Source organism: Castellaniella defragrans, from assembly GCF_014203015.1.
Taxonomy (GTDB): Bacteria; Pseudomonadota; Gammaproteobacteria; order Burkholderiales; family Burkholderiaceae_B; genus Castellaniella; species Castellaniella defragrans.
Window position 1 is genome coordinate 1 of record NZ_JACHIB010000008.1, and the last position, 21,836, is coordinate 21,836.

Annotated in this window: 16 protein-coding genes, 1 tRNA gene and 1 pseudogene; 8 read left to right on the forward strand and 10 right to left on the reverse strand. The window is 70.2% G+C overall.

Going from position 1 to position 21,836, the window contains the following annotated elements; genetic code table 11:
- Window positions 1-103: 103 nt before the first annotated feature.
- Window positions 104-520, forward strand: a pseudogene (locus HNR28_RS07845) (DNA glycosylase AlkZ-like family protein); the annotation flags it as partial.
- On the opposite strand, the gene HNR28_RS07850 reads toward HNR28_RS07845, so the two are convergent.
- Window positions 498-1,835 carry a metal-dependent hydrolase family protein gene (locus tag HNR28_RS07850; RefSeq protein WP_151024710.1) on the reverse strand — a complete coding sequence of 446 codons (1,338 nt, stop codon included), beginning with the start codon at window positions 1,833-1,835 and terminating at the stop codon, window positions 498-500. The pseudogene HNR28_RS07845 and the gene HNR28_RS07850 sit on opposite strands and share 23 nt — an antisense overlap.
- Before the next feature lie 45 nt (window positions 1,836-1,880).
- On the opposite strand from HNR28_RS07850, the gene HNR28_RS18685 reads away from it, so the two are divergent.
- On the forward strand, window positions 1,881-2,015 hold the full coding sequence (locus HNR28_RS18685) for a hypothetical protein (RefSeq protein WP_280528027.1): 135 nt from the start codon (window positions 1,881-1,883) through the stop codon (window positions 2,013-2,015).
- Between the two features lie 31 nt (window positions 2,016-2,046).
- On the opposite strand, the gene HNR28_RS07860 is transcribed toward HNR28_RS18685, so the two are convergent.
- From HNR28_RS07860 to HNR28_RS07875, 4 genes are all read right to left on the reverse strand, one after another.
- Window positions 2,047-3,339 (reverse strand): aspartate carbamoyltransferase, encoded by a 1,293-nt coding sequence (locus HNR28_RS07860; RefSeq protein ID WP_151024709.1) that lies wholly within the window; start codon window positions 3,337-3,339, stop codon window positions 2,047-2,049.
- Window positions 3,340-3,485: 146 nt separating this feature from the next.
- The gene (locus HNR28_RS07865) at window positions 3,486-3,953 is read right to left on the reverse strand and encodes a hypothetical protein (protein WP_170288465.1); all 468 of its coding nucleotides are present in this window, start codon (window positions 3,951-3,953) and stop codon (window positions 3,486-3,488) included.
- A gap of 169 nt (window positions 3,954-4,122) precedes the next feature.
- Window positions 4,123-6,549 (reverse strand): penicillin-binding protein 1C, encoded by a 2,427-nt coding sequence (gene pbpC, locus HNR28_RS07870; protein WP_409360347.1) that lies wholly within the window; start codon window positions 6,547-6,549, stop codon window positions 4,123-4,125.
- 8 nt (window positions 6,550-6,557) lie between these two features.
- Window positions 6,558-12,530, reverse strand: a complete 5,973-nt coding sequence (locus tag HNR28_RS07875; RefSeq protein ID WP_151024707.1) for an alpha-2-macroglobulin family protein — start codon at window positions 12,528-12,530, stop codon at window positions 6,558-6,560.
- A 364-nt stretch (window positions 12,531-12,894) separates the two neighbouring features.
- On the opposite strand from HNR28_RS07875, the gene HNR28_RS07880 reads away from it, so the two are divergent.
- The 5 genes from HNR28_RS07880 (at window position 12,895) to HNR28_RS07900 (ending at window position 14,789) form a co-directional block, all read left to right on the forward strand.
- Window positions 12,895-12,973, forward strand: a tRNA-Ile gene (locus HNR28_RS07880).
- Between the two features lie 231 nt (window positions 12,974-13,204).
- Complete coding sequence (locus tag HNR28_RS07885; protein ID WP_151024706.1) at window positions 13,205-13,501, forward strand: transposase; 297 nt, start codon at window positions 13,205-13,207, stop codon at window positions 13,499-13,501.
- On the forward strand, window positions 13,498-13,908 hold the full coding sequence (locus HNR28_RS07890; RefSeq protein WP_151024705.1) for an IS3 family transposase: 411 nt from the start codon (window positions 13,498-13,500) through the stop codon (window positions 13,906-13,908). Before HNR28_RS07885 ends, HNR28_RS07890 begins: the two co-directional genes overlap by 4 nt.
- Window positions 13,909-14,109: 201 nt before the next feature.
- The gene (locus HNR28_RS07895) at window positions 14,110-14,364 is read left to right on the forward strand and encodes a type II toxin-antitoxin system Phd/YefM family antitoxin (protein WP_151024704.1); all 255 of its coding nucleotides are present in this window, start codon (window positions 14,110-14,112) and stop codon (window positions 14,362-14,364) included.
- Entirely contained in the window at window positions 14,361-14,789 is a 429-nt protein-coding gene (locus HNR28_RS07900) for a type II toxin-antitoxin system VapC family toxin (protein WP_211369312.1), read from the forward strand. Before HNR28_RS07895 ends, HNR28_RS07900 begins: the two co-directional genes overlap by 4 nt.
- A gap of 509 nt (window positions 14,790-15,298) precedes the next feature.
- On the opposite strand, the gene HNR28_RS18795 is transcribed toward HNR28_RS07900, so the two are convergent.
- From HNR28_RS18795 to HNR28_RS07925, 4 genes are all read right to left on the reverse strand, one after another.
- A complete protein-coding gene (locus HNR28_RS18795; RefSeq protein WP_211369311.1) occupies window positions 15,299-16,171 on the reverse strand; it encodes a PAS domain S-box protein in 873 nt (290 codons plus the stop codon).
- A gap of 13 nt (window positions 16,172-16,184) precedes the next feature.
- Window positions 16,185-16,856 carry a helix-turn-helix domain-containing protein gene (locus tag HNR28_RS07915; RefSeq protein ID WP_184142716.1) on the reverse strand — a complete coding sequence of 224 codons (672 nt, stop codon included), beginning with the start codon at window positions 16,854-16,856 and terminating at the stop codon, window positions 16,185-16,187.
- An 82-nt stretch (window positions 16,857-16,938) separates the two neighbouring features.
- Entirely contained in the window at window positions 16,939-18,018 is a 1,080-nt protein-coding gene (locus HNR28_RS07920; protein WP_043682277.1) for a YkvI family membrane protein, read from the reverse strand.
- Window positions 18,019-18,115: 97 nt separating this feature from the next.
- On the reverse strand, window positions 18,116-19,270 hold the full coding sequence (locus HNR28_RS07925) for an NAD(P)/FAD-dependent oxidoreductase (protein WP_043682275.1): 1,155 nt from the start codon (window positions 19,268-19,270) through the stop codon (window positions 18,116-18,118).
- A gap of 285 nt (window positions 19,271-19,555) precedes the next feature.
- On the opposite strand from HNR28_RS07925, the gene HNR28_RS07930 reads away from it, so the two are divergent.
- The gene (locus HNR28_RS07930; protein WP_151024703.1) at window positions 19,556-20,527 is read left to right on the forward strand and encodes a zinc-binding dehydrogenase; all 972 of its coding nucleotides are present in this window, start codon (window positions 19,556-19,558) and stop codon (window positions 20,525-20,527) included.
- A 59-nt stretch (window positions 20,528-20,586) separates the two neighbouring features.
- On the opposite strand, the gene gspF is transcribed toward HNR28_RS07930, so the two are convergent.
- Window positions 20,587-21,792: a type II secretion system inner membrane protein GspF gene (gene gspF, locus HNR28_RS07935; RefSeq protein WP_043682270.1), complete on the reverse strand. Its 1,206-nt coding sequence runs from the start codon at window positions 21,790-21,792 to the stop codon at window positions 20,587-20,589.
- Window positions 21,793-21,836: the final 44 nt, after the last annotated feature.

A 21,836-nucleotide genomic window follows, 5' to 3' on the forward strand; every position in this document is an offset into this window, starting at 1 on the left:
TATCGGCACATCTTTCCCCAAAATCTTGTTCGCACCTTGATTTTATGCGGGTTTCAGGGATGTGCCGATTCCTTTTGGTGAAAAATCCAGGCTAGAGGGCCGGCTGCGCGCCACCCACACCACGCTGCTGTCCCCTTTCGACCCGCTGGTGTGGGACCGCGAACGCGCCTCGGCGCTGTGGGGATTCGACTACCGCATCGAGTGCTATACGCCCGCGGAGAAGCGCACCTACGGCTACTTCGTCCTGCCCATCCTGCACCGGGGCGCACTGGTGGGGCGGCTGGATGCCAAGGCGCACCGGACGCAGGGCGTGTTCGAGATCAAGGCGCTGTTCACGGAACGGGACGCCACGCTGAACGACGCCGCGCTGCAGGCCGTGGCCGGGGCGATCCGGCGATGCGCGGACTGGCACGGCACGCCCGAGGTGCGCGTGAGGCGCACGGAGCCCGCCGACCTGCTGCCGCGATTGCGCGCCTGCCTGGAGTCACCGGCAAGCCTCATCCGGGCAGGGCGTTCTTGAACAACTTGCCGTTCTTCATGATCACGGCGAAGTTCTTCTCCGGATCCGCGATCAGGCCGATGTCGGCGATCGGATCGCCTTCCACGAGCAGCAGGTCGGCGAGCGCGCCTTCTTCCACGACGCCCAGCCTGCCCGGATAGGGATTGCGGGGGCCCGACAGCGCGAGCAGTTCCGCGTTGGTGCTGGTGGCCATCCGCAACACCTCGGGTGCCGCATACCAGCGCGTCATCGTCGCCAGCATCGCCCCCTGGTGGACGGGCATGCCGGGGTCGAAGAGGATGTCGGTGCCCCAGGCGACCTTGAGCCCGTATTTCTTTGCGAGCCGGTAGGCGTTGTCGGTTCCGGCGTACACCTCGAGCTGCTTGGCGCGCGACTCGCCGGTCTTCGGATTGGAAAACTCGTTGTCGATGAAGGCCTGGGCGCTCAGCCAGACGCCCCGCTCGGCCATGAGCCGGGCGGTCGGCTCGTCCATCAGCTGGCCATGTTCGATGACCTTGACGCCGGCGCGGACGGCCGCCTGGATGGCGCGCGGCGTGTAGGCGTGAACCGTGACATAGGTGCCCCAATTCTCGGCGGCCTCGACGGCGGCGCGGAATTCGCCCTCGGAGTACTGGGCGACATCGATCGGATCGTAGTGCGACGACACGCCGCCGCCCGCCGCCAGCTTGATCTGGGTCGCGCCCAGCATGAGCTGTTCGCGGACGCGCTTGCGGACTTCGTCCGCGCCATCGGCGATCACACCGCCATTGACCGCTTCGCCGCGGCTGAGCGGAGCGTTCCGGCCGGCGGGAACCTCGTACGGCATGCGGAAATCACCATGCCCTCCGGTCTGCGAGATCATCGCCCCGGAAGGCCAGATCCGCGGCCCGTCCACCACGCCCTCGTCGATGGCCCGCTTGAGCCCGAAGGCGGGGCCGCTGAGATCGCGGACGCTGGTGAAGCCCCGCATGAGCGTGTTGCGGGCTTCCTTGCCGGCCACCAGGTTGATGTAGCCGATGTCGCCGGTCAACAGCACCGGCATGGGAACGGCCGCCATCATGGCATGCCAGTGCGCGTCGATGAGCCCGGGCATCAACGTCCGCCCGCCGCCCTGGATGATGCGGGTATCGGCCCGGCGGTCGACGGGGATCGGGCCAGTGGCGATCCGTTCGATCACATGGCCCCGCACCAAGACATTCGACGGCGCGGAGAGCGTATCGCTCTTGCCGTCGAAGATCCGCACGTTCTCGAACAGCACGGCGGCCGGCTGCACGTCCTGCGCACATGAAATGGCCGGCACGAGACAGCCGGCCGCGAGCCACAGCTTCAGTCGCATTCCCTGTACGAATCGCATGGCGCCCCCTGTTTTCCCGTTGAATTCATGCCCAGCCTCGTCATGCCCGGCCTCGATGAGGCGGGCCCGTCTCATGATACCTGGTCGTTCCGGCGCATCGAGGAAACGACCTTGATGCTGGAAGGCGAGGAAGCCGACCGGGAGCTGGGGAGTGCGAAATGAGTGCGGTGCCCGCGGCATCCCTTATGCGGGATCAGTCGATCCCGTGGAACACGCTGTCGTCCGGCCCGATGTGGGACGGCGGCGTCCAGGTCACGTCGCGCAGCGAATGCTGCACCAGGCCTTCGACGCCCATCAGCACGGCGAAGATCGCCATGCGCACCGGGATACCGTTGTCCGTCTGGCGGAAGATCGCCAGGCGCGGGTCGTGGTTCAGGTCGGTGCTGAGGTCGTTGGCGCCCTCGCGGCTGTCGCGCGGCAGCGGGTGCATGACGATGGTGTCCGGGCCGCAGCAGGCGTCCACGATGGCGCGGTTGACCTGGAAGTCGGCCGAATAGCCCTCCAGGCTTTCGCCCGAGAAGCGCTCCTTCTGCACCCGGGTGGCATAGACCACGTCGGCGCCCTTCAGGCCGGCGGCCAGGTCGTGGGTCTGCTCGATGACGTGGCCGTTGCGGCTGGCCTGGTCCAGCAGGTATTCCGGCATTTCCAGGCCCGGCGGCGACACCAGGGTGAATTTCATGCCGCGGTACAGGGCCAGCAGCTTGATCAGCGAATGCACCGTGCGGCCGTATTTCAGGTCGCCGGCCATGACGATGTGCGCGCCGTCCAGCAGTTTCCCCAGCCGGGAAAATTCCGTCAGGATGGTGTAGAGGTCCAGCAGCGCCTGGCTGGGGTGCTCGCCCGCGCCGTCGCCGCCGTTGACCACGGGGATGTTGGTCGCGGCGGCGAACTCGGCCACGGAGCCCTTTTCCGGGTGGCGGATCACCATGGCATCCACGTAGCCGCTCATCACGCGGCTGGTGTCGTAGATGGATTCGCCCTTGGCCATGGAAGAAAAGGTGAAGCCGGTGGTGTCGCACACCGAGCCGCCCAGGCGGCAGAAGGCCGCGCCGAAGCTGACGCGGGTGCGCGTGCTGGCCTCGAAGAATAGATTGCCCAGCACCGCGCCTTCCAGGACGCGCGAAACCTTCTGCCGCCGGGCGATGGGCTGCATCAGGTCGGCCACGCGGAACAGTTCCTCGACGGACTCGCGCGTGAACTGGTCCACGGACAGGAGCTGGTGCTTGTTGTCGATGGCGATACGGTCGCGCAAGGGCCCGGATTGTGCGCTCTGCGCATACTTCTGCATCAGTGCGTCGTTTTCCACGATCTCGGTGACGAAGCGGGACACCACTTCGGGCATCGCCCGCGCTTCCTGCGAGCCTTCCGGCAGCAGCCAGGTATCCAATGCACGGCGCTTGACTCCGATGCGGGCCGCGAACACGTCGCGGGTCAGGTTCAGACGGCGCATCGCGTCGCGCAGGAAGACTTGCTGGGAAATCGCCATCTTCGGCTCCTATATACGCAATGCGTAGATTTTTACCGATACAGCGTCATCGCGGCAAGAAAAAATTGCAGTCCCGCGCCGACCGCATCGAAAAAACAACGCGGCGCGAGCCGGGAGGCGGCGCGGGGCTCAGGGTCGCGTCCCCCTCAGAACCCCTCCGTGGATGGAGGAGCGTCCACGCCGGCGACCGAGCGGGCGGCCAGTTCGGCGTTGCGCGCCGAGCCCACGCCGAAGGCGAGCTGCTGCTGGGTGATCGGCGCGGCATAGCCGGGCGCAGCCAGCATGGTGCGGCCCACGACCAGCGCCAGCCGCAGGCCGGGGTTCGCCGCCGTGGCTTCGCGCAGTTTGCGCAACCCCTCGTCGCTCAGGATCAGCACCAGGATGCCGTCGCCCTTCTGATCGGTCGCCGACTGGATGCCGATCAGATCACTGCGGCCGATCACCGCCGTGGGCCGCACGTACAGCATGCCCGAGGGCTTCAGGCTGACCGGTGTCCAGCCGGGCCGGGACCGCACATCGGCCAGGAACACTCGCAGGTCCAGCGCCTTGCGGTTCTCGGTGATGGCATGCCGGGGTCCCGTCTGCGTCGGCGCCGCGGCCGGCACGGCGGCCATCTCGTCTCCCCCGCTCCGCGACCCGGGCGGAACCTGGCACCCCGCCAGGCCCAATACCACCGTCCCGGCCAGAGCCGCCGACCAAAGCCTGCCCCCACTGCACGGATTGCGCATCCTTCGCCTCCTTTGCATCTTGTTCATGTCCGCATGATGGCATATTTCGCTGTGATCAATGTTTACCCTGAGGAACAGAATGGTTCCCCGGATCCCGGCCGCCCGCGCGGCCTCCGGCCAGGACGCCGGCCGGGATCCTTGCTGGAACCCCGTCTGGAGTCCCTGCCGGCGTCCCGTCTGGAGCCCCTGCTGGCGTCCCGTCTGGAGCCCCTGCTGGCGTCCCGTCTGGAAGCCCTGTTGGAATACTGGCTGGAACCCCGGCCGCGAACCGCGCGCCCCGGACGACGACCCGGGCCCGGTCCAGCACCGCGCCGGCCGCATCCCGCAGCTCGAACACGTGCGCACCCGGACGCGGCGCCCAGTCCGGCGCCCCGCCCGCGCCGTAGGGTTCGCCATCCAGGAACCAGCGCGCATCGTCCACCGGCCGGGAGGCGGCATCCACCGCCCGCAGGCGCAGGCGCTGGCGGTCCCAGGGAATGTCGGGGTCCAGGGCCAGGATGGTGCCGTCCACGGGCTCGGCGATGCGCGGCCGGCCGGGATCCGCCCGCGCGTCCGGCGGCGCGAAGCGGGCCTGGGCCGTGTCCCCCAGGAAATACTCGATGCGCGCGGGTTCCAGCCCCTCGCCGAAGGACACGGCCCGCTCCACGACGCCCGGCGGCCGCGGCGGCGCCGGCGGGACATGGTCGCGGTAGAGCCAGTCGAACACGTCGTGCCAGACGGGGCCGGCGCCGCTGACGCCCGACACGTTGCGCATGCTGGCGCCGGCGCTGTTGCCCACCCACACGCCGACGGTGTAGTCGGCCGACCAGCCCACGCACCAGTTGTCGCGCATGTCGCGGCTGGTGCCGGTCTTCACCGCGGTCCAGAAGCGCGTGGTCAGCGGGCTGTCCAGGCCGAAGGTGCGGGCGCGCGCGGGACGGTCGGCCAGCATGTCGCCCACGATCCAGGCGGCTTCGGACGAATACAGCCGGCTGCCCGCCTGAACCTCGGCGCCGGGCCGCGCCCGCAGGTTCACGGGCGCGTAGTCGCCCCCGCGCGCCAGCGCCCGGTAGGCGTTGGCGAGGGACAGCAGCGTCACGTCCGCCGAGCCCAGCGCCAGGCTGTAGCCGTAGTAGTCCCCGTCCCGCGCCAGGGGCAGGCCCAGCGCCGTCAGGCGGCCGGCCAGCGCGTCGGGGCCGACCAGCATCAGGGTGCGTACGGCCGGCACGTTCAGGGATGACGCCAGCGCCGTGCGCGCGCTGACCCAGCCGCCGAAGCGGTGGTCGTAATTGTCCGGCACGTAGAGCCCTCCGCCCCCGTCCAGCCCCACCGGGCTGTCATCCAGCAGCGAGGCGGCCGTCAGGCGCCGCTCGTCCAGCGCCAGGGCGTACAGGAAGGGTTTCAGGGTCGAGCCCGCCTGGCGGACGGCGCGCGCATGGTCCACGTCGGCGGCCTCGGACAACGCGCCCGACGAGCCCACGTAGGCGAGCACGGCGCCGCTGCGGTTGTCGAGCACCACCACGGCCGCGTCGGTCACTCCGGTGCCGCGCAATTCGCCCAGGCGCCGGCGCACGGAGCGCACCGCCGCCGCCTGCAGGCCGCGGTCCAGCGTGGAGCGGATCTCGCCGCGCGCATCGGCCAGCCCGGCCTCCCACAGCAGCCGCGCCCAGTGCGGCGCCAGCGCCGGGGTGTCGAAACGCGCCTCGCGGGCGCGCGCCAGGGCCGCCTGCGTGAAGTCCCGCAGGCCACGGCACTCGCCCGGCCGGCCCAGTTCCCGCAGCAGGGCGCAGCCGCGCTGGACCAGCGTCGGGACCGGTGCGTTCGGTCCGCGCAGCAGCACGGCGGCCAGGGCGGCCTCGCGGAAGGTCAGGCCCGAGGCATGCTTCTGGAACAGCACCCGGGACAGGGCATCGACGCCGACCAGCTCGCCGCGCCAGGCCGCCAGGTTGAGATAGGCTTCCAGGATCTCGGACTTGGTCCAGCGGGATTCGAGCGCCCAGGCCGCCTGCATCTGGTCGAGCTTCTGCAGGATGCCGCGCCCGCCGGGCCCGCGCCGCAGGCCAGGGTCCAGCAGGGCCGCCAGCTGCATGCTCAGGGTCGAAGCGCCGCGCCGGGCGCCCGTGCCCCAGGCCGACGACCAGGCCGCCGAGACGCTCGCCAGCCAGTCCACCCCGCCATGCGCGTAGAAGCGCCGGTCCTCGGACGCCACCACGGCCCGCTGCAGGGCGGCCGAGACTTCGGCCAGGGGCAGCCAGTCGCCGCGCCGGCCGGAGAAATCCGTGCGCAGGCGCTGCAGTTCCCGCCCGTCCGCGGCCAGCAGGCGCGCGTCCGAAGGGCGCCAGGCCGCCCGGACGGCCGCGTAGTCCGGCGGAAAGGCGTCCGAAGAAGCCCGGACCTGGACCGGAGCTTGAGCCTGGGCCCAAGGCTGCGCCGCCGCGGCCAGGGCCAAGGCCAGGCCCAGCCTCCGCGCGACGGTCCGAAGGCCTCGGCGCACCCCGTCCATCCGTCCCATCAGGGCTGGGGCGCCACGCGCAGGGGCGCGTTGGGCGCGCTGCCGAAGACATCCGGCTGGTACAGGGCCTCGGCGCGCGTCGGCGGCAGCTGGTAGTCCCCCGGCACGTTCAGCCGCACCGTGTATTCCAGCGTCCGCTCGCCCGGCTCCATGACCTCGTAGTAGGCGCGGAACACGCCGGCGTCCCGTTCCACGAAGCTGGGCCGGTTCCACCAGTCCTCCTGGCTTTCACCCGCCGCCGCCAGGCTGGAATCCCGCCCCAGCCCGCCGCCCAGGATGGAGGCGCCCGCCGGCACCGGATCGCTGATCACGGACCAGACCAGGGCTTCCCGGGCCTGGACGCGCAGACGCACGCGGTAGACGTCGCCCACCGACCAGCGGTCGGCCCGCGCCTTGAATACCGGCGTGACCGTGCGCTCGACCCGCAGGCCGGCGTCCACGGCCTGGGTCTGGGGCACGGCGGCGCGCGCCGCGACCGTCGCCCAGCCGCCGCCCCGCCCCTGCTGGGCGATTTCCAGCGCGCCCTTGCCCGCCGGAGGCCAGGGCAGGTCGAGCGTCTGGCGGCGGATGCCGTCGGCCTGCGGCATGTCGGACCAGGGCAGCACGGCCGGCTCGCCGGGCGGCAGGGCCACGCGCACCGCGCCCTCGCCCGCATGGGTTTCCGTCGCGCGGGCGAACTGGTCCACCGCCAGGGTGCCCAGGGCATTGGCCGCGGTCGTGGACCAGGCGCCATCGCGCTGCATGGCCAGCAGGCCGGTCAGCAGGCGCGGCAGGTCCGCGCGCCAGCCGGGCCGGTCCAGCACCGTCATCAGCAGGCGGGCCTGCGCCGTGGCGGCATTGCTCATCAGCCACCAGCCCGAGTTCGCCGTCTCGTCGGCCAGCGCCAGCGAAGTGCCCCGCCGCGCCAGCCGTGCGCGCAGCACGGCCTCGGCCTGGGCCGACAGGGCGTCACGGTCGTCCAGCTCCGGCACGTGCCGCAGGATCGACAGCCAGGTCACCACGGCGGCCGTCGGCCAGTCGTCCACGGCCAGGGCGAAGCTGTCCAGCATGCCGGGCTGCCAGGCGCCTGCCAGCGCCAGCGCGTCGACGGCGATCAGCTTGCGCCAGAAATCGTCCTGCACGGGCGCCCAGCCGTCTTCCGTCAGACGGCCGAACACGTAGTCCTGCAAGGCCGCCAGCATGCGCTCGCGCGTCCCGGCCGGCAGATCGTAGGCCGGGACCTGCGCCCGCGCGGCGAGTTCCAGCAGGTGCGCCGTCAGCACCACGCTGCCGCGCCCGCCGGGGAAATACGACAGCAGGCCGGACTCGGTCTGGTAGTCGGGCAGGCGCTTCATCAGGGCCTGCCACGCGGCCGGATCCCGCCGCCCGAGCGCCTTGGCGCTGAGCTGCTCGACGCAGGTGTAGGGATAGGCTTCCAGCCAGGCGCGCACGCCCGGCAGGGAGCCCGCCAGGCTGGACTGCAGGCTGACCCGGACGCCACCGCGCGGCAGCCCCGACGCATCGGCCAGCGCCCGCGCCGAGGCATCCACCGGCACCCGCTGCGGCACCCCGTCCGCGATCCGCAGCAGCGTGGCCTGGCGCACCGTCACCGGCACGGCGGGCAGCAGCGTCTGCGTGACGACGATCCGGTCGGCCGCCGCCTCGCCCTCGATGGTGCGCGCCTCGAAGCGCCACTTCAGCGCCTCGGTCTCCGACCGGCCGGACAGCATTGGCGCCGTCACCGGCCAGGCCACGGTCTGCGCCGCCCCCGGTTCGAGTTGCAGGGCCTGCTCGGGCAGTGCCTGCTCGACACCGTCGGCCGCAGCCACGGCCGCCGACAGCGCCAGCGTCATCGGCCGCGCCGTGCGGTTGCGCACCGTCGCGCGGGCCTCGTAGCGGTCGCCCTCGCGCGCCACCAGGGGCAGCCCCGACACCACCTGCAGGTCCTGGGTGCTGACGATGTCGGTGAAGCCCGTGCCGAACATCCCCTGCCCCTGGTCGACCACGGCCACCAGGCGGAAGCGCGTCAGGGAATCGTTCAGCGGCACCTCCAGCGTGGCCTGGCCCTGCGCGTCCAGCGTCAGGTCGCCGCGCCACAGCAGGCGCGTGTCGAACAGCTCGCGCGTGGCGTTGAAGCCGCCGCCCCCGCCTGCCGCCACCGCCTTGCGGCCGTAATGGCGGCGCCCGACGACCTCGCCCTGGCCGGTGGCGGTCTCCACGCCGTAGTCGCGCTCCACGCGCATGGCGCCCAGCAGGTCCCAGCTGGCGTTGTCGCGCAGTTCCAGCAGGGCCTCGTCCACGGCGGCGAAGGCCACGCCGGCCCCGGCGGCCGGCGTGCCGTCGGGCAGGGTCGCCTGGATGCGGACCTTGGCATGCTGGCGCACCTGGTAGGCGTCGCGGTCGGCCTCGACCTTGACCTGCAGACGGTCGGCCTCGCTCTGGACGCGGATGCCTGCCAGGCCGAAGCGGAACGCCGGCTTGGCCAGGTCCACCAGCCCGGCGGGCTCCGGCGCGGCGTCCGACCGGGCGGCGCGCGCCTGCATCCAGTCCAATGGATGGCGCCAGCCCCACTCGAAGAACGAGGTCCAGGGCACCTGGCGGATACGGCCGCGCACGACCAGCACCGAGACGTAGACGTTCGGCCCCCAGCCCGCTTGCACGGGCAGGCGCACCACGGGCTCGTCGCCATCCAGCTCGACCACGTGGGTTTCCAGCACGCCCTCGCGCTCCACCGCCACCAGCGCGCGCGCCTGGCGGAACGGCATGCGCACGGTGAATTCGGCGGTCTCGCCGGGCTTGTAGTCGGCCTTGGCGGGAATCACGTCGATCCGGTCGTCGTTGCCCTCGCCGAACCAGGCCTCGCCGCCCCAGACCCAGATCGAGGTCGATGCGCGCGACACGCGCGACTGGGCGTCGCGGGCCTGGGCGGACAATTCGATCCGGCCGTCCCGGTCCAGGCTGACCGGGCATTCCAGCATGCCCTTCGCATCGGTATTCCCCTGGCACAGCGTACCCAGGGAGGCGACCCGCTCATGGGAATCGTAGGCGTAGAACCCGCCCACCAGGCGCTTGCGGGTGCTGTAGGTGGTGCGCACGCGCCCATCGAGCTGAACCGGCACGCCGGCCTGAGGCCGTCCGGCCGTGTCCAGCGCCAGCAGCGTGACGCTGGACTTTTCCCCGCGCGACATCCAGCGGCCCGTGCGCAGGCCAACCACCACGTCCGCGGGCCAGACCCGCGCCGTCTGGGCCAGCGTCTGGATCTCGCCGGCGGGATCGGCGAAGGACGCCTCGAACAGCCAGGACTGGGGCTCCGCCGGGTGCGGCAGGTCCGTCAGGTCCACCCGCGCCCCGCCCTGGCCGTCCAGGCGCAGCGGCCGCCGGTCCAGGATCAGCCGCCGCAGGCCGGCAGCCGCGGGGCCGCCGGATTCCGGATCCCCGGACTGCGCGTCGTCCCCCTCGGCCGACGGCTCCATGCCGAAGCTGAAGTCGCCGTACCCGGCGAAATCCGGCGTCAGGGGCCGCGCCACCGCCGACAGCGTGGCGGGCAGGTCGCGCGCCGGTCCGCCCGAGATCCAGGACAGCTGCAGATCGGCCCGCACTGACGGCGGAGCAACCAGCGGCCCGGCGGCCTGCGCCTCGCCGCCCGTAATCTTCAGCGAACCCGTCAGCAGCGGCAGCTTGAAGGACTCGACGCGGAATTCGCCGGCGTGCAGCCAGGGCGCCCACTCGTCGTCCGGCTGGTCCGTCACGGGCTGCAGTTCGATCGAGTAGCTGCCCAAATGGGCCTTGCGCGGGATCGTGTAGTCGACCAGGGCGTACTGGCCGCCGCTGGGGCTGGTTTGCCAGTGCAGGGCCAGGGTCTGCGCATCGCCCGAACCGTCGTGCGTCAGGCGGACCTGCGCGGGCAGGCGGTCGGCGGGCAGGTTTTCCACGCCGGCCCGGCTCAGGCGGCGCAGGAACAGCTTCATGGAGACCGTCTCGCCCACCCGCAGCAGCGTGCGGTCCAGCACCGCATGGGCCACCAGGTCGGGATCGCGGGACCGGCTGACCGGCACGTTGAAGCGCCAGGGCTCGATCCCCCGGTCCCAGTTCGACCAGGCGAAGGAAAAATCCGCCTGGCCATGGGCCTGGGGATGGTCGGCGGGAATGCGCGCCGTGACGAACACCCCCGATTGCTCCACGCCTTCGCAATACCGGTCCGTCGGCACGGGCGTGTCCGCATGCCAGATCCCCTGCGCGTCGGTCTGCCCGTCCAGCAGGCGGCGGCCATCGCAGTCGAGCACCGCCACCCGCGCGCCCGCCACCGGCCGGCCCTGGTCCAGCGTGGTCACCCAGACCAGGGTGTCGTCGCGCCCGGCCTTCAGGTGGACCGCCAGGTTCGTCACTAGCACCGCCGAGCGCACGTGCATGACCTGCTCGTCCGCCGCCGCGCCCTCGCGTTTCAGCAACGCGGCTCCCAGGCGGGGCGAGGCGACCTCCAGTACGTGCAGGCCGGGCTCGGCGAGAGGAATGCCGACCATCTCGATGTCCTGGCCCTCCGCATCCCGCACGCCGGGCAGCGCCAGCGTCCGGACCTCGTCCTTGGGGCCGAACACGGAACGCGCGCGCACGTCGATGAGGGGTTCGCCTTCGCGGGCCTCGCGCGGCGGGCGCAGCGCCAGCCGGTCGGCGAACTGGCCGGCCGTGAGCGAGCCCTCCTGGAGATTCCTCACCCGGGCATACCATTGCAGGGCCTGGACGTCGTCGGTGATCACCTGGTCGCGCGCCTGGCCGGCGGACAGAACGAGCTCACGGGTCTGCAATTGCGGCTCCACTCGGCGCAGTGCCAGCGGCGCCAGCGCGGGCCGGTCCTGGCCCGGCGCGCCCTCGGCGAAACGCTCCACGATGCCGAACGTGCCGGAGGCGAACTTCGCCAGCGGCGGCATGGCGTCCATCGTGATCGCCAGGGGAAAGCGGTCGGCGTTGTCCAGCGGCCGCCCCATGTCGTCGCGCAACGCATCGGGCAGCGCCAGGGTCAGGGTGGACCGCTCCGCGAAGGGCGGATCGAAGCTCAGGCTCTCGAGGGCGTCGCCCGACGCTTCCGCGTCGGGCCCGAACTGCCGCGCCGTGCGCCGCCCCTGGGGCGTTTCCAGCGCGATGCGCGCGGCCTGCTCCCGGGGCACCGGGCTGGAAAACGACAGTTCGATGGGAAACAGCGGCGAGCACGGCGCCTGCGCATGGGTGCGCGTGCAGCGCATGGACGCATGGAAGGCCGCGCGGACCTCGAAGTCCTCGGCCAGCCCCGCCGTGGACGGCACGCCCGGCCGGCCCGCCTGCCCCACGGAGCGCACGCCGGGCGCCACCACCAGCCGCACCCGCGCCTTGGACGGCAGCAGGCGCTTGCATTGCAGCAGGCGGGCGTCGTCCCAGGCGTCCGTCTCGCCGTCGCCGGCGACCGCCTTCAGGATCCGCTCGCGGTCCACGCCCGTCACCATGCGCACCGGCACGGCCTCGCCCAGGCCTTCGACTTCGCAATGGCTGTGCTGCAGCAGGGACTGCGTGTCCGGCGCGGCGTTGAAGCGCAGCACGAAGACCTGGTCTTCCGCGATGGTGCGGTCCCAGGGGCGGACCAGGCGGGCGCGCGGCCCGCCGGTGGCGAATCGGCGGGTGTCGCCGGTCAGCGGTCGGCCCTGCAGGTCGCGGAAATCGGGGTTGGGTTTCGCCTGGCACGACACCGCCCCCGCCAATGGCTTGTCGAAGGCATAGACCCAGTGCTGCGGATCGGTCCAGCGGCCCGAGCCCCGGGCCGTGTCGTCGTCGCAGGCGATCAGGAAGGGATCGGCCGCCCCGTCGTCGCCCAGCGCCACGGCGGGCGCGTCGAAATCGGCCTGCACCCGGGCGATCCGGGCCATCATGCCCTCGGGGGAGAACCGCGTCACCGACAGGGCCGAGGCGGAGGCGGAACCGCACAGGATCAGCGCCGCCAGCGCGATGCGCGAAAGAAGATGCCGCATGGAGGACTTCCCGGGTCGTTGCTGTTTTTATGCCAGGGTCCAGATTACCATCGGGACCGGGGCGCGGCCATCGCGCGGCGGGCGGCTGATCGCCCTTCCATTGCCGCCGTCCGCCCTCCTCTCCGCCGCGGGCGGCGGCGGGCGGCGCGCTATGCGATAATCCCCGACTTCCGGCCCCGGGCGCAACGCACCGGGGGACTGGGGCGGGCCTCTAGCTCATGCCTGGTTAGAGCAGCGGACTCATAAAAGGCGGGTCGAATTGTGGTTTCAGGCTAAAAAATTTATTAAAAACAGATACTTAAAAACGATTCTGAATGCACAAAATACGGCGGTGTAACCAAAATGTATGCCGCTGTACAGTTAAGGGCCTCTAGCTCATGCCTGGTTAGAGCAGTGGACTCATAATCCATTGGTGCCGAGTTCGACTCTCGGGGGGCCCACCACCTAAAGCCCCACATCCTAAGGGTGTGGGGCTTTTTCCTTGCCTACGCCACAAGTTCAAGCCTCCGTTACATGACACATACATGCAACCTAATGGAGTCTTGCAGCACCACACTGGAACCCCGAACCTATTTCTTGTGCTGCTTCAGGTACTCACGTTCAGCCTCTTCGGTGGGCTTGCCCCACCACTCCGGACAGATCAGATGGCATGATCATGCCTGGAGAGCGAAACGATGGCACGAACCAGAAGGCATTTCACAGACGAGTTCAAGCGCGAGGCGGTACGGCTGGCTGAACAGCCCGATACCAATGTGTCGCGTATTGCGCAGGACCTGGGGCTGGACCCCAGTGTTCTGCGGCGGTGGGTAGGACAGATGCGCGGCGGCACCTGGGAGCCCGCGCCTGGCAAGCCGCTCAAGAGCGCGCAGCAGCAGGAGATCGAGCAGTTGCGCCGAGAGTTGGCGAAGGTCAAGACCGAGCGAGACATATTAAAAAAAGCGGTCGGATACTTTGCCAAGGATCAGACATGAAGTATCCGTTCATCGCCCGGCATCGGGCCGTCTGGTCGGTCAGCGAACTGTGCCGAACGCTGGGCGTGTCGCGCAGCGGCTTCTACGAGTGGCACGCCCGATCGCCCAGCGCCCATCAACGGACCAACGAGCGGCTGCTGGGTCGAATTCGCGAGAGCTTCCAGGCCAGCGACCGAACGTACGGCAGCCCCCGGATATGGCGGGATCTGAGCGCCTGGGGCGAGCACTGCGGCAGGCATCGCGTGGCACGTCTGATGCGCCACGCAAACATCGTGGTCCGGGCCAAGCGTCGTCGTCATCCGTCCGATACCGGATCCAGGTCGGCCCATGCCATTGCCGCCAATGTGCTGGATCGCGACTTTACGGCCAGTGCGCCGAATCAGAAATGGGTGGCCAATGGAGAGTAGTTCCAGGCATATACCTTGATGATGGGAGCGGCGGTCATCGGATTGCCCCTCTGTTTTCCGTTCATCGCGTGAGGCGGTGTCAATAGTGATGGAGAGATCGGCCAAGCTGGCATCTCCCGTCCCCATCGCCTCGATCAGCCACTTGCCTTTCAATCAGCGTTGTAGTAACGTACCTACCATTATTGATGCTGGAGGTGCTCTATGACCATCACGACCCTATCCAGTCGAGAGTTGAACCAGGACGTGACGCGAGCAAAGAAGGCCACCAAGAGCGGCCCGGTGTTCATCACGGATCGCGGCAAGCCCGCGCACGTGCTGCTCAGCTTCGAGGACTATCAGCGGTTGACAAAGCAGCGGCGCAACATTGCCGACGCGCTGGCGATGCCGGGTGTTGCGGACATCGAGTTCGAGCCACCGCGCGTGACCATTGGAGCCCGGCCGGCTGATCTCTCATGATGTATGTGCTCGATACCAACGTGCTGTCCGAGCTGCGCAAGGTACGGCTTGGCAAAGCCGATGGGAATGTGACGGCATGGACGGAAAGCGTCGATGCCGCCGACCTCTTCGTATCGGCCATCACCATCATGGAGTTGGAGTTCGGCGTTCTGTCGATTGAACGCAAAGACGCTGCCCAGGGAGCCATTCTGCGCTCGTGGCTGGAGCAACACGTACTACCCGAGTTCTCCGGGCGCACGTTGCCTATCGATACCGCTGTGGCGCAGCGCTGCGCTCGACTGCATGTGCCGGACAAGCGCGGCGAGCGTGACGCGCTCATCGCGGCTACGGCGCTGGCGCACGGCATGACGGTGGTAACGCGCAACGTGGCCGATTTCAAACCGACGGGGGTGACCATCGTCAATCCGTGGGAGCCATCACCATGACCGCCCCAGGGTTCAGATTACCCCTCTCTATCCCCACTCACGCCTCATATCTCATTCAAAAATGGCAATCATTAGAACAACAGAAATAGAAATACACCTTGAGAAACTCGAACGGAACTTTCTGGAGCTCAAGGAAATAATCAAAGGCACGGAACCGAATCAAAATATATGGGATCAGTACAGTCTCAACCCAGACGACTACAGGCGGGATTTCATAGAAATCAATCTGACCAGGCTTGACTATGCCATTGACAGCTACAAGTCTTCCCTGGCCCAGTTGGCAAAGCTCAGAAATCGACAGGCCTCGCGACGAGCATCAAACAAGTAGTTCTCCTATCCGGCTTCACGCCAAGAATACCCATCAGCAGGAATAGATGCCGCATAAGCCATGAGTGCCGAGCCTGGCTCCCGGGAATTTCATAAAAATGCCGGCAGCGCACTACCCCATGAGCGAGTGGTGGCACTCATCAGACACGGCTGATGATGTAGAGCCTGATGCAGAGCCGCCATCAGCTTCCCTGGGCCTGCGCCTTGCGCGCGGCGCGCTCCCGTTCCACCCGCTCGGTCACGTCGCGCGCCATGGCGACCGAGCCGATGGCGGCGCCCGACTCGTCCTTGACCAGGGCGAAGGTCATTTCCACGTACAGCTTCCGGCCGTCCTTGTGCACTCCGCGCGTCAGGGTCGGACGGCCTGCGAGCTTCGTGCGGCCGCTGGCGAGCGCGGCGTCGTAGCCGGCCCAGTGGGCGGCGCGCAGGTGCTCGGGAATGATGATATCCAGGCTGGCGCCCAGCGCCTCGTCGCGGGAAAAGCCGAACAGCCGGCAGGCCGCCTGGTTCCAGCGCGCGATCCGGCCGGCGCGGTCGGCGTAGATCAGCGCATCGGTCGTCTGCTCGACGATCCGTTCCGCCAGGTCCGCGGGCGGCGCCGAGGCCTCGCGGATGTCGCTCAGGATGCGGCAGAACAGGGCCGCCGGCAGCGAGGTGCGCTCCGGCTCCGGCCCCTCGCCGGTCTGGTGCAGGATTTCCAGGCCGCGTGTGGAAGCCAGGAGGCGGCGCAGGCCCTCGTTCTGGGCGAAGCGCGCGCGCAGCGCCCGCTCGACCAGCCGGTGGTGCTCGTCGGACCCGAACTCGATCCGCGCCTCGCCCCAGTAGGCGTGGCGCTTGTCCGCCCCCTTGCCGCATTCCTTGGCCTCCCAGGCCGCCGAAGCGAAGGCGCGTTCGCGGGCCGGATGGCCCGGCGGGAACTTGATGCCCTGGATGAAGCCTTCCACGGAGGCCAGCGGCACGCCGTCCAGCTCGAAGGGCGACAGGCTGAAATTGGACAGCGCGACGCCGCGCCAGTCGTCGGACGTGAATGCGACATTGATCGTCTTGCGGGTCATGCGGGACCTCCCATCAACAACAGACCGAAACCACCTGCGCCGGCTGCCGGCTGAGGCTGACGTAGACGTGGCCGACGCCGCTGTCGAAGTAGGCGGCCTCGTGCCGGCCGAGCTCGACGGCCTCGCCGTTCTCGAACAGGATGCGCACCCGGCCGGACAGCACCATGACGAATTCCTGGCCCGGATGCCGGATGGTCTCCGAAAAATCGCGCGCCTCGCGCGCATTGATCAGCGCCACGAGCGGCTGCATCTTCTTGCCCGGAAACGCGCCGCACAGCACGCTGTATTCGTACTGGTCGGTCTCGTAGCGCTGCACGTCGGCGAAGCGGTCCTTGACGACCGTCGGGCTCCCGGCCGCGTCCACTTCGAGCCGCGCGTCCGCCTGCATGAACAGGCGCGTCATGTCGATGTCCAGCGCGCGGCCGAGCTGCAGCACTTTCTCGTAGCTGAGGGCGATCTGCCCGCGCTCGGCCTTCGAGACGGTGGACACCGCCAGGCCGCTGCGCTGCGCCACCTGCTGCAGCGTCAGCCGCCGCTCCTTGCGCGCCGCGCGGATCCTGGCCCCGACCTCGTGCCGGCCCGCCAGCCCGGGGCTGGCGGCGGAGGCCGGCGGCGCGGCCGCGCCCGGAAGCACCTTGGAGAGGACCTGGACTGCGCGGGTTTTCTTGTTCGTCGGGCCGGGCATGATGGCGAAGGTTGCGATGCGCCCCGATCGGGCGCTTGCGACATTCTATGTCGATCCGGCGTCCGGCACCGGCGATGCGGCCTCAGGCGCGGGACGCGGCGCCGTCCCCGCGGCGCGCCACGCGCAGCCAGCCCACGAACGCCAGCGCCATCAGCACGAAGCCGATGTAGCCGTAGATCGGATACACGATCCCCACCAGCTGGATGAAGCCGACGAAGCTGCCCGCCAGCGCCAGCACGCCCGCCGCGACGGTGCCGACGCGGAACCTGCCGCTGTCGGCGGGCACGATGCGCGCCATGAAGGCATAGAGCATGCCGACCGCCGTGTTGAGGATCATGCCGAAAATCACCAGCGACATCAGGTGGCCGAGCCAGGGCGAGATCTGCGTGGCGATCGAGAGCATCGGCATGGGCATCCCGCCGATGGTGTCCATGCGCAGGTACATCGCCACGGCGATCAGCAGGATCAGGACGCCCAGCAGCAGCCCGCCCAGGACGCCGCCCCACAGCGCGGTCGCCCGCGACCGGGCCTGCCCGCCCATGATCACCAGGAACGGCATCCCCGCCACGATGTTGTAGGACACGTACAGCAGGGCCGCGACCAGCCACTGGCCGGCGCCGCGGGGCTGGGTCTGCGCGGCGGCCGCGAGCGCCTCGTGGCCGGCGTGCGGCGTCATCAGCACGTAGCCGGCCACCACGACCGTCATGAACATGAGGAACGGCGTGACGGCGCCGATGAAGGCGATCACGCTGCGGATGTCCAGGCACACGATCAGGATGGTGGCGACGGTGGCCAGCACGCTGCCCCAGACCTCCGGGATGCCCAGCCACTGATTCAGCAGCGAGCCGGCGCCGGCCAGCATCACCACGGTGATCGCGAACAGGAAGAACGTGATCAGCACGTCGAACACCAGGCCCAGGTGGCGGCCCAGCATGGCGTTGACGACTTCCTTGTGCGAATCCGCCGCCAGCCGCTGGCCCATGGTGGAGAACGCCATCGACAGCAGGGCGAAGAGCACGCCCGAGACCACGCAGCCGACCAGGCCGATGGCGCCGAAGCTGGCGAAGAACTGCAGGATTTCCTGCCCCGACGCGAATCCCGCGCCGATGATGACGCCGACGAACGCGCCCGCGATCCTGCAGACGTCCTTGAACGAATCCATGCCCTTGTCTCCCGATGGTCTAGTGATGCCAGTGATGATGGAATGAATCGGCGCGCCCGAGGCGCGGGCGCCCGGCGCTCGCGGCACCGGGCGGATTTCAGGTCCGGTCCGCGTCGAAGCGGCGTGGGCTCAGCCGGTCGGCGGCGACGCCCTGCCGCGCCAGGAATTCCGGCAGCGCCCGGCCCAGCAGCAGCGCGCAGGCGGCCGCCGACGCGCCCGCCGAAGTCTGGATGCCATAGCCGCCCTGCCCCGCCAGCCAGAAGAATCCCGGACGCCGCGGATCCCAGCCGATGACGAAATCGCCATCGGGGGCGAAGCTGCGCAGCCCGGCCCAGACATGCCGGGGCCGCCGGATGCGCAGGCTGGTGAGCGATTCGATCCGGTGGATGCCCAGGGCGATGTCGAGTTCCTCGGGCACGACGTCGTGCGGCGCGACCGGGTCCGCGTTGGCCGGCGAGCCGAGCAGCTGGCCCGCGTCGGGCTTGAAGTAGAAACTTTCATCGACGCCGATGACGGCCGGCCAGGCGGCGACGTCCACCCCCTCCGGCGCGGCGAACGTGAACGCGGAGCGGCGCCTGGGTTCGATCCCCAGCGTCCGCGCGCCGCACAGCGCCGCCACCGGATCGGCCCAGGCGCCGGCGGCATTCACCACGGCGCGCGCCCGCACGGCGTCGCCGCCGCCCAGCGTCAGCGTCCACACGCCAGCCTGCTCGTCGAGCGCGGCGGCGGCCAGTTCGGCGTCGCAGCGCAGGCGGGCCCCCTGCCGCGCCATGCCGCGCAGGAAGCCCTGGTGCAGCTCGGCCACGTCGATGTCGGTGGCGTCCACGTCGTGCACGGCGCCGACGAGCTTGTCCGCTTCGAGGCACGGCGCCATGGCCTTCGCCCGGGCCGCGTCGATCCGTTCGGCCCGCAGGCCCTCGCGCCGGTACATCGCCAGCGCGTCGTCCAGCAAACGCTCCTGTCCCGCCGTCCCGACGTACAGCACGCCGCGCGGATGCAGCAGGGCATGCGCGCAGAAGCCTTCCGGGGGCTGCTCGAAGAACGCGCGGCTGGCCCGCGTCAGGGCGCGGATCTGCTCCGTGCCGTAGCTTTCCATGAACATGGCCGCCGAACGGCCCGTGGAGTGGTAGCCGGGCCGGGACTCGCGCTCCAGCACCGCCACGGACGCCCCTTCCCGGGCCAGGCGGTAGGCGACGGAAGCCCCCGCCATGCCCGCGCCGACCACCGCGAAGTCGAACACCTCGTCGCTCATTGCCTGTATTCCATTTTTTCCGATAGGAAAATTATCTTATAGGAAAAAAATCCCGGATACCCTGGTTTACCCCCATCCGCGCCCAGGCGGCCGCCGCATGCCCCACGCCGGGCACGTTCCTCATCGGGCATGTTCCTCATCAGGCATGTTCCTCATCAGGCATGTCCCTCGCCGGCCACACGTCCCCCTGCCGGCCGCACGCCCTCCGCCGGACGCGTGCCATCCCGGGTGCGTGCTACCGTATCTTCTTCACGGATTCCCTCCCCTTCATCCACGAGGCCCCGCATGCGCGCCCATACCGCCCGACTGGTCGACGACCGGATCCGGATCGAACCTCGAGACACGCCGATCCCCGGGCCCGGCGCGCAGCAGCTGCTGGTGCGCGTGCGTGCCGCCGGCCTGAACCGCGGCGAGTTCCTGGCGCTGCGCAAGCAGCCGCCCGGCGCCCCGGCCGTCCTGGGCATCGAGGCGGCTGGCGAGGTCGTGCGGGCCGGGGCCGATGCCGGCCCCTTCCAGGCCGGCGACCGCGTCATGGGGCGCTGCCGCGCCGCCTTCGCCGACTACGCGCTGCTGGACGCGCACGAGGCCATGGCCGTACCCGAGCGCCTCTCCTGGATCCAGGCCGCCGCCCTCCCGATCGCCACCATGGTCGTGTACGACATGCTGATCGCCCAGGGCCGGCTGGCCGCGGGCGAATGGCTGCTGGTCACCGGAATCTCCTCGGGCGTGGGCGTGGCCGCCCTGCAGCTGGCCAAGGCGCTGGGCGCGCGGGTCATCGGCACCTCCGGCTCGGCGCGCAAGCTGGCGGACCTGGAACGCCTGGGCCTGGACGTGGGCCTGCACACCCGCGCCGCCGATTTCCACGACGCCGTGATGGCCGCCACCGGCGGCCGGGGCGCCGGCCTGGCCGTCAACATCGTCGGCGGCTCGGTGTTCGCGGAATGCGTCCGCTGCCTGGCCTTCGAGGGCCGGCTGGCCACGGTCGGCTACATGGACGGCGTGCTCGAAGGCCGGCTCGACCTCGCCGCCCTGCACGCCCGGCGCCTGACGGTCTTCGGCGTGTCCAGCAAGGGCTGCGGCCCCGAAGAGCGCCGGCGCATCGTCCGGGGCGTCGCCGAACAGGTCCTGCCGCTGGTCGCCGACGGCCGGCTCGTGCCCGCCATCGACCGGGTGTTTCCATTCGGCGAACTGGAAGCGGCCATCGCCCGCATGGAATCCGACGAGCAGCTGGGGAAGATCGTGGTGGGCGGGGAATAGCCCCACGGTCCGGCCCCGCCGCCGCACCGGGTCCGCACGGCCGCCCGCCTGCTGGCCGCCTACTGGATCAGCTGGTTGATCTCGATGATGGGCAGCATCACCGCCAGCACGATCACCAGCACCATGCCGCCCATGGCGAGGATCATCAGCGGTTCGAGCACGGCGGTGAAGGTCAGGGCGCGCCGCTCCAGGTCGGCGGCCAGCACGCCCGCGGCGCGATCCAGCATGGCGGGCAGCTCGCCGGTGCGCTCGCCGCTGGCGACCAGATGGATCAGCAGCGGCGGGAAGACCTTCTGCGCCTGCAGCGCCTGGGCCAGGGAGCCGCCTTCGCGCACCCAGCGCAGGGCATCGGCCACGGCGGCCCGCAGCCTGCGGTTGCGCAGCGTGCGGCCCGAGGCCTCCAGGGCCTGCAGCAGGGGCACCCGGCTGCCCGTGAGGATGGCCAGCGTGGCGGCGAACCGGGCCACGTCCACGCCCTGCGCATAGCGCCCCAGCAGCGGCAGGCGCAGCACCCGGGCGTGCCAGGCCAGCCGGGCGGCGGGATGCCGCAGATGCAGGCGCCACAGGACGAAGCACAGCGCCAGCCCCGCCGCCACCGCCAGGCCCCAGTCCTGGATCCCGGCGCTCGCGGCCAGCAGCAGCCGCGTCAGCCAGGGCAGCGTCTGGCGCGCCTGGGTGAAGGCCCCCACCACCTGCGGCACCACGTAGCTCAGCAGGAAGACGACGATGGCCATCGACACCACGGTGACGATCCCGGGATAGATGAAGGCGGTCAGCACCTTGTTGCGCAGGGCGCCGCGCGCCTCGATGTAGTCGGCCAGCCGTTCGAGCACCCGGTCCAGATCGCCCGACTGCTCGCCGGCATCCACCAGCGCCCGGTAGACGTCGGGGAAATCGCGGGGATGGGCATCCAGGGCCTGTCCCAGACGCAGGCCGGCGCGCACGTCGTCGCACACGGCCGTCAGCACGCGCACCACCTGCGCACGCTCGGCCTGCTCCAGCGTCGCGCGCAGCGCGGTCTCCAGCGGCAGGCGGGCCGCCAGCAGGCTGGCCAGCTGGCGCGTCAGCCAGCCCAGATCGGCGTCGCGCAGCCGCGCGCGGGCGCCGATGCCCGCGCCCGCGCGGCGGCGCGCTTCCACCACGCTCAGCGGCAGCAGCCCCCGGTTGCGCAGCGTCTGGCGGGCGCCGCGCTCGCTGTCGGCCTCGATCCTTCCCCGCTCGGCGCGGCCGGCGGCATCGATCGCTTCGTATTGATAGGAGGGCATGGGCTAGGACCTGTTCATGCGCGTCGAGGAGACCGCCTGCGCGC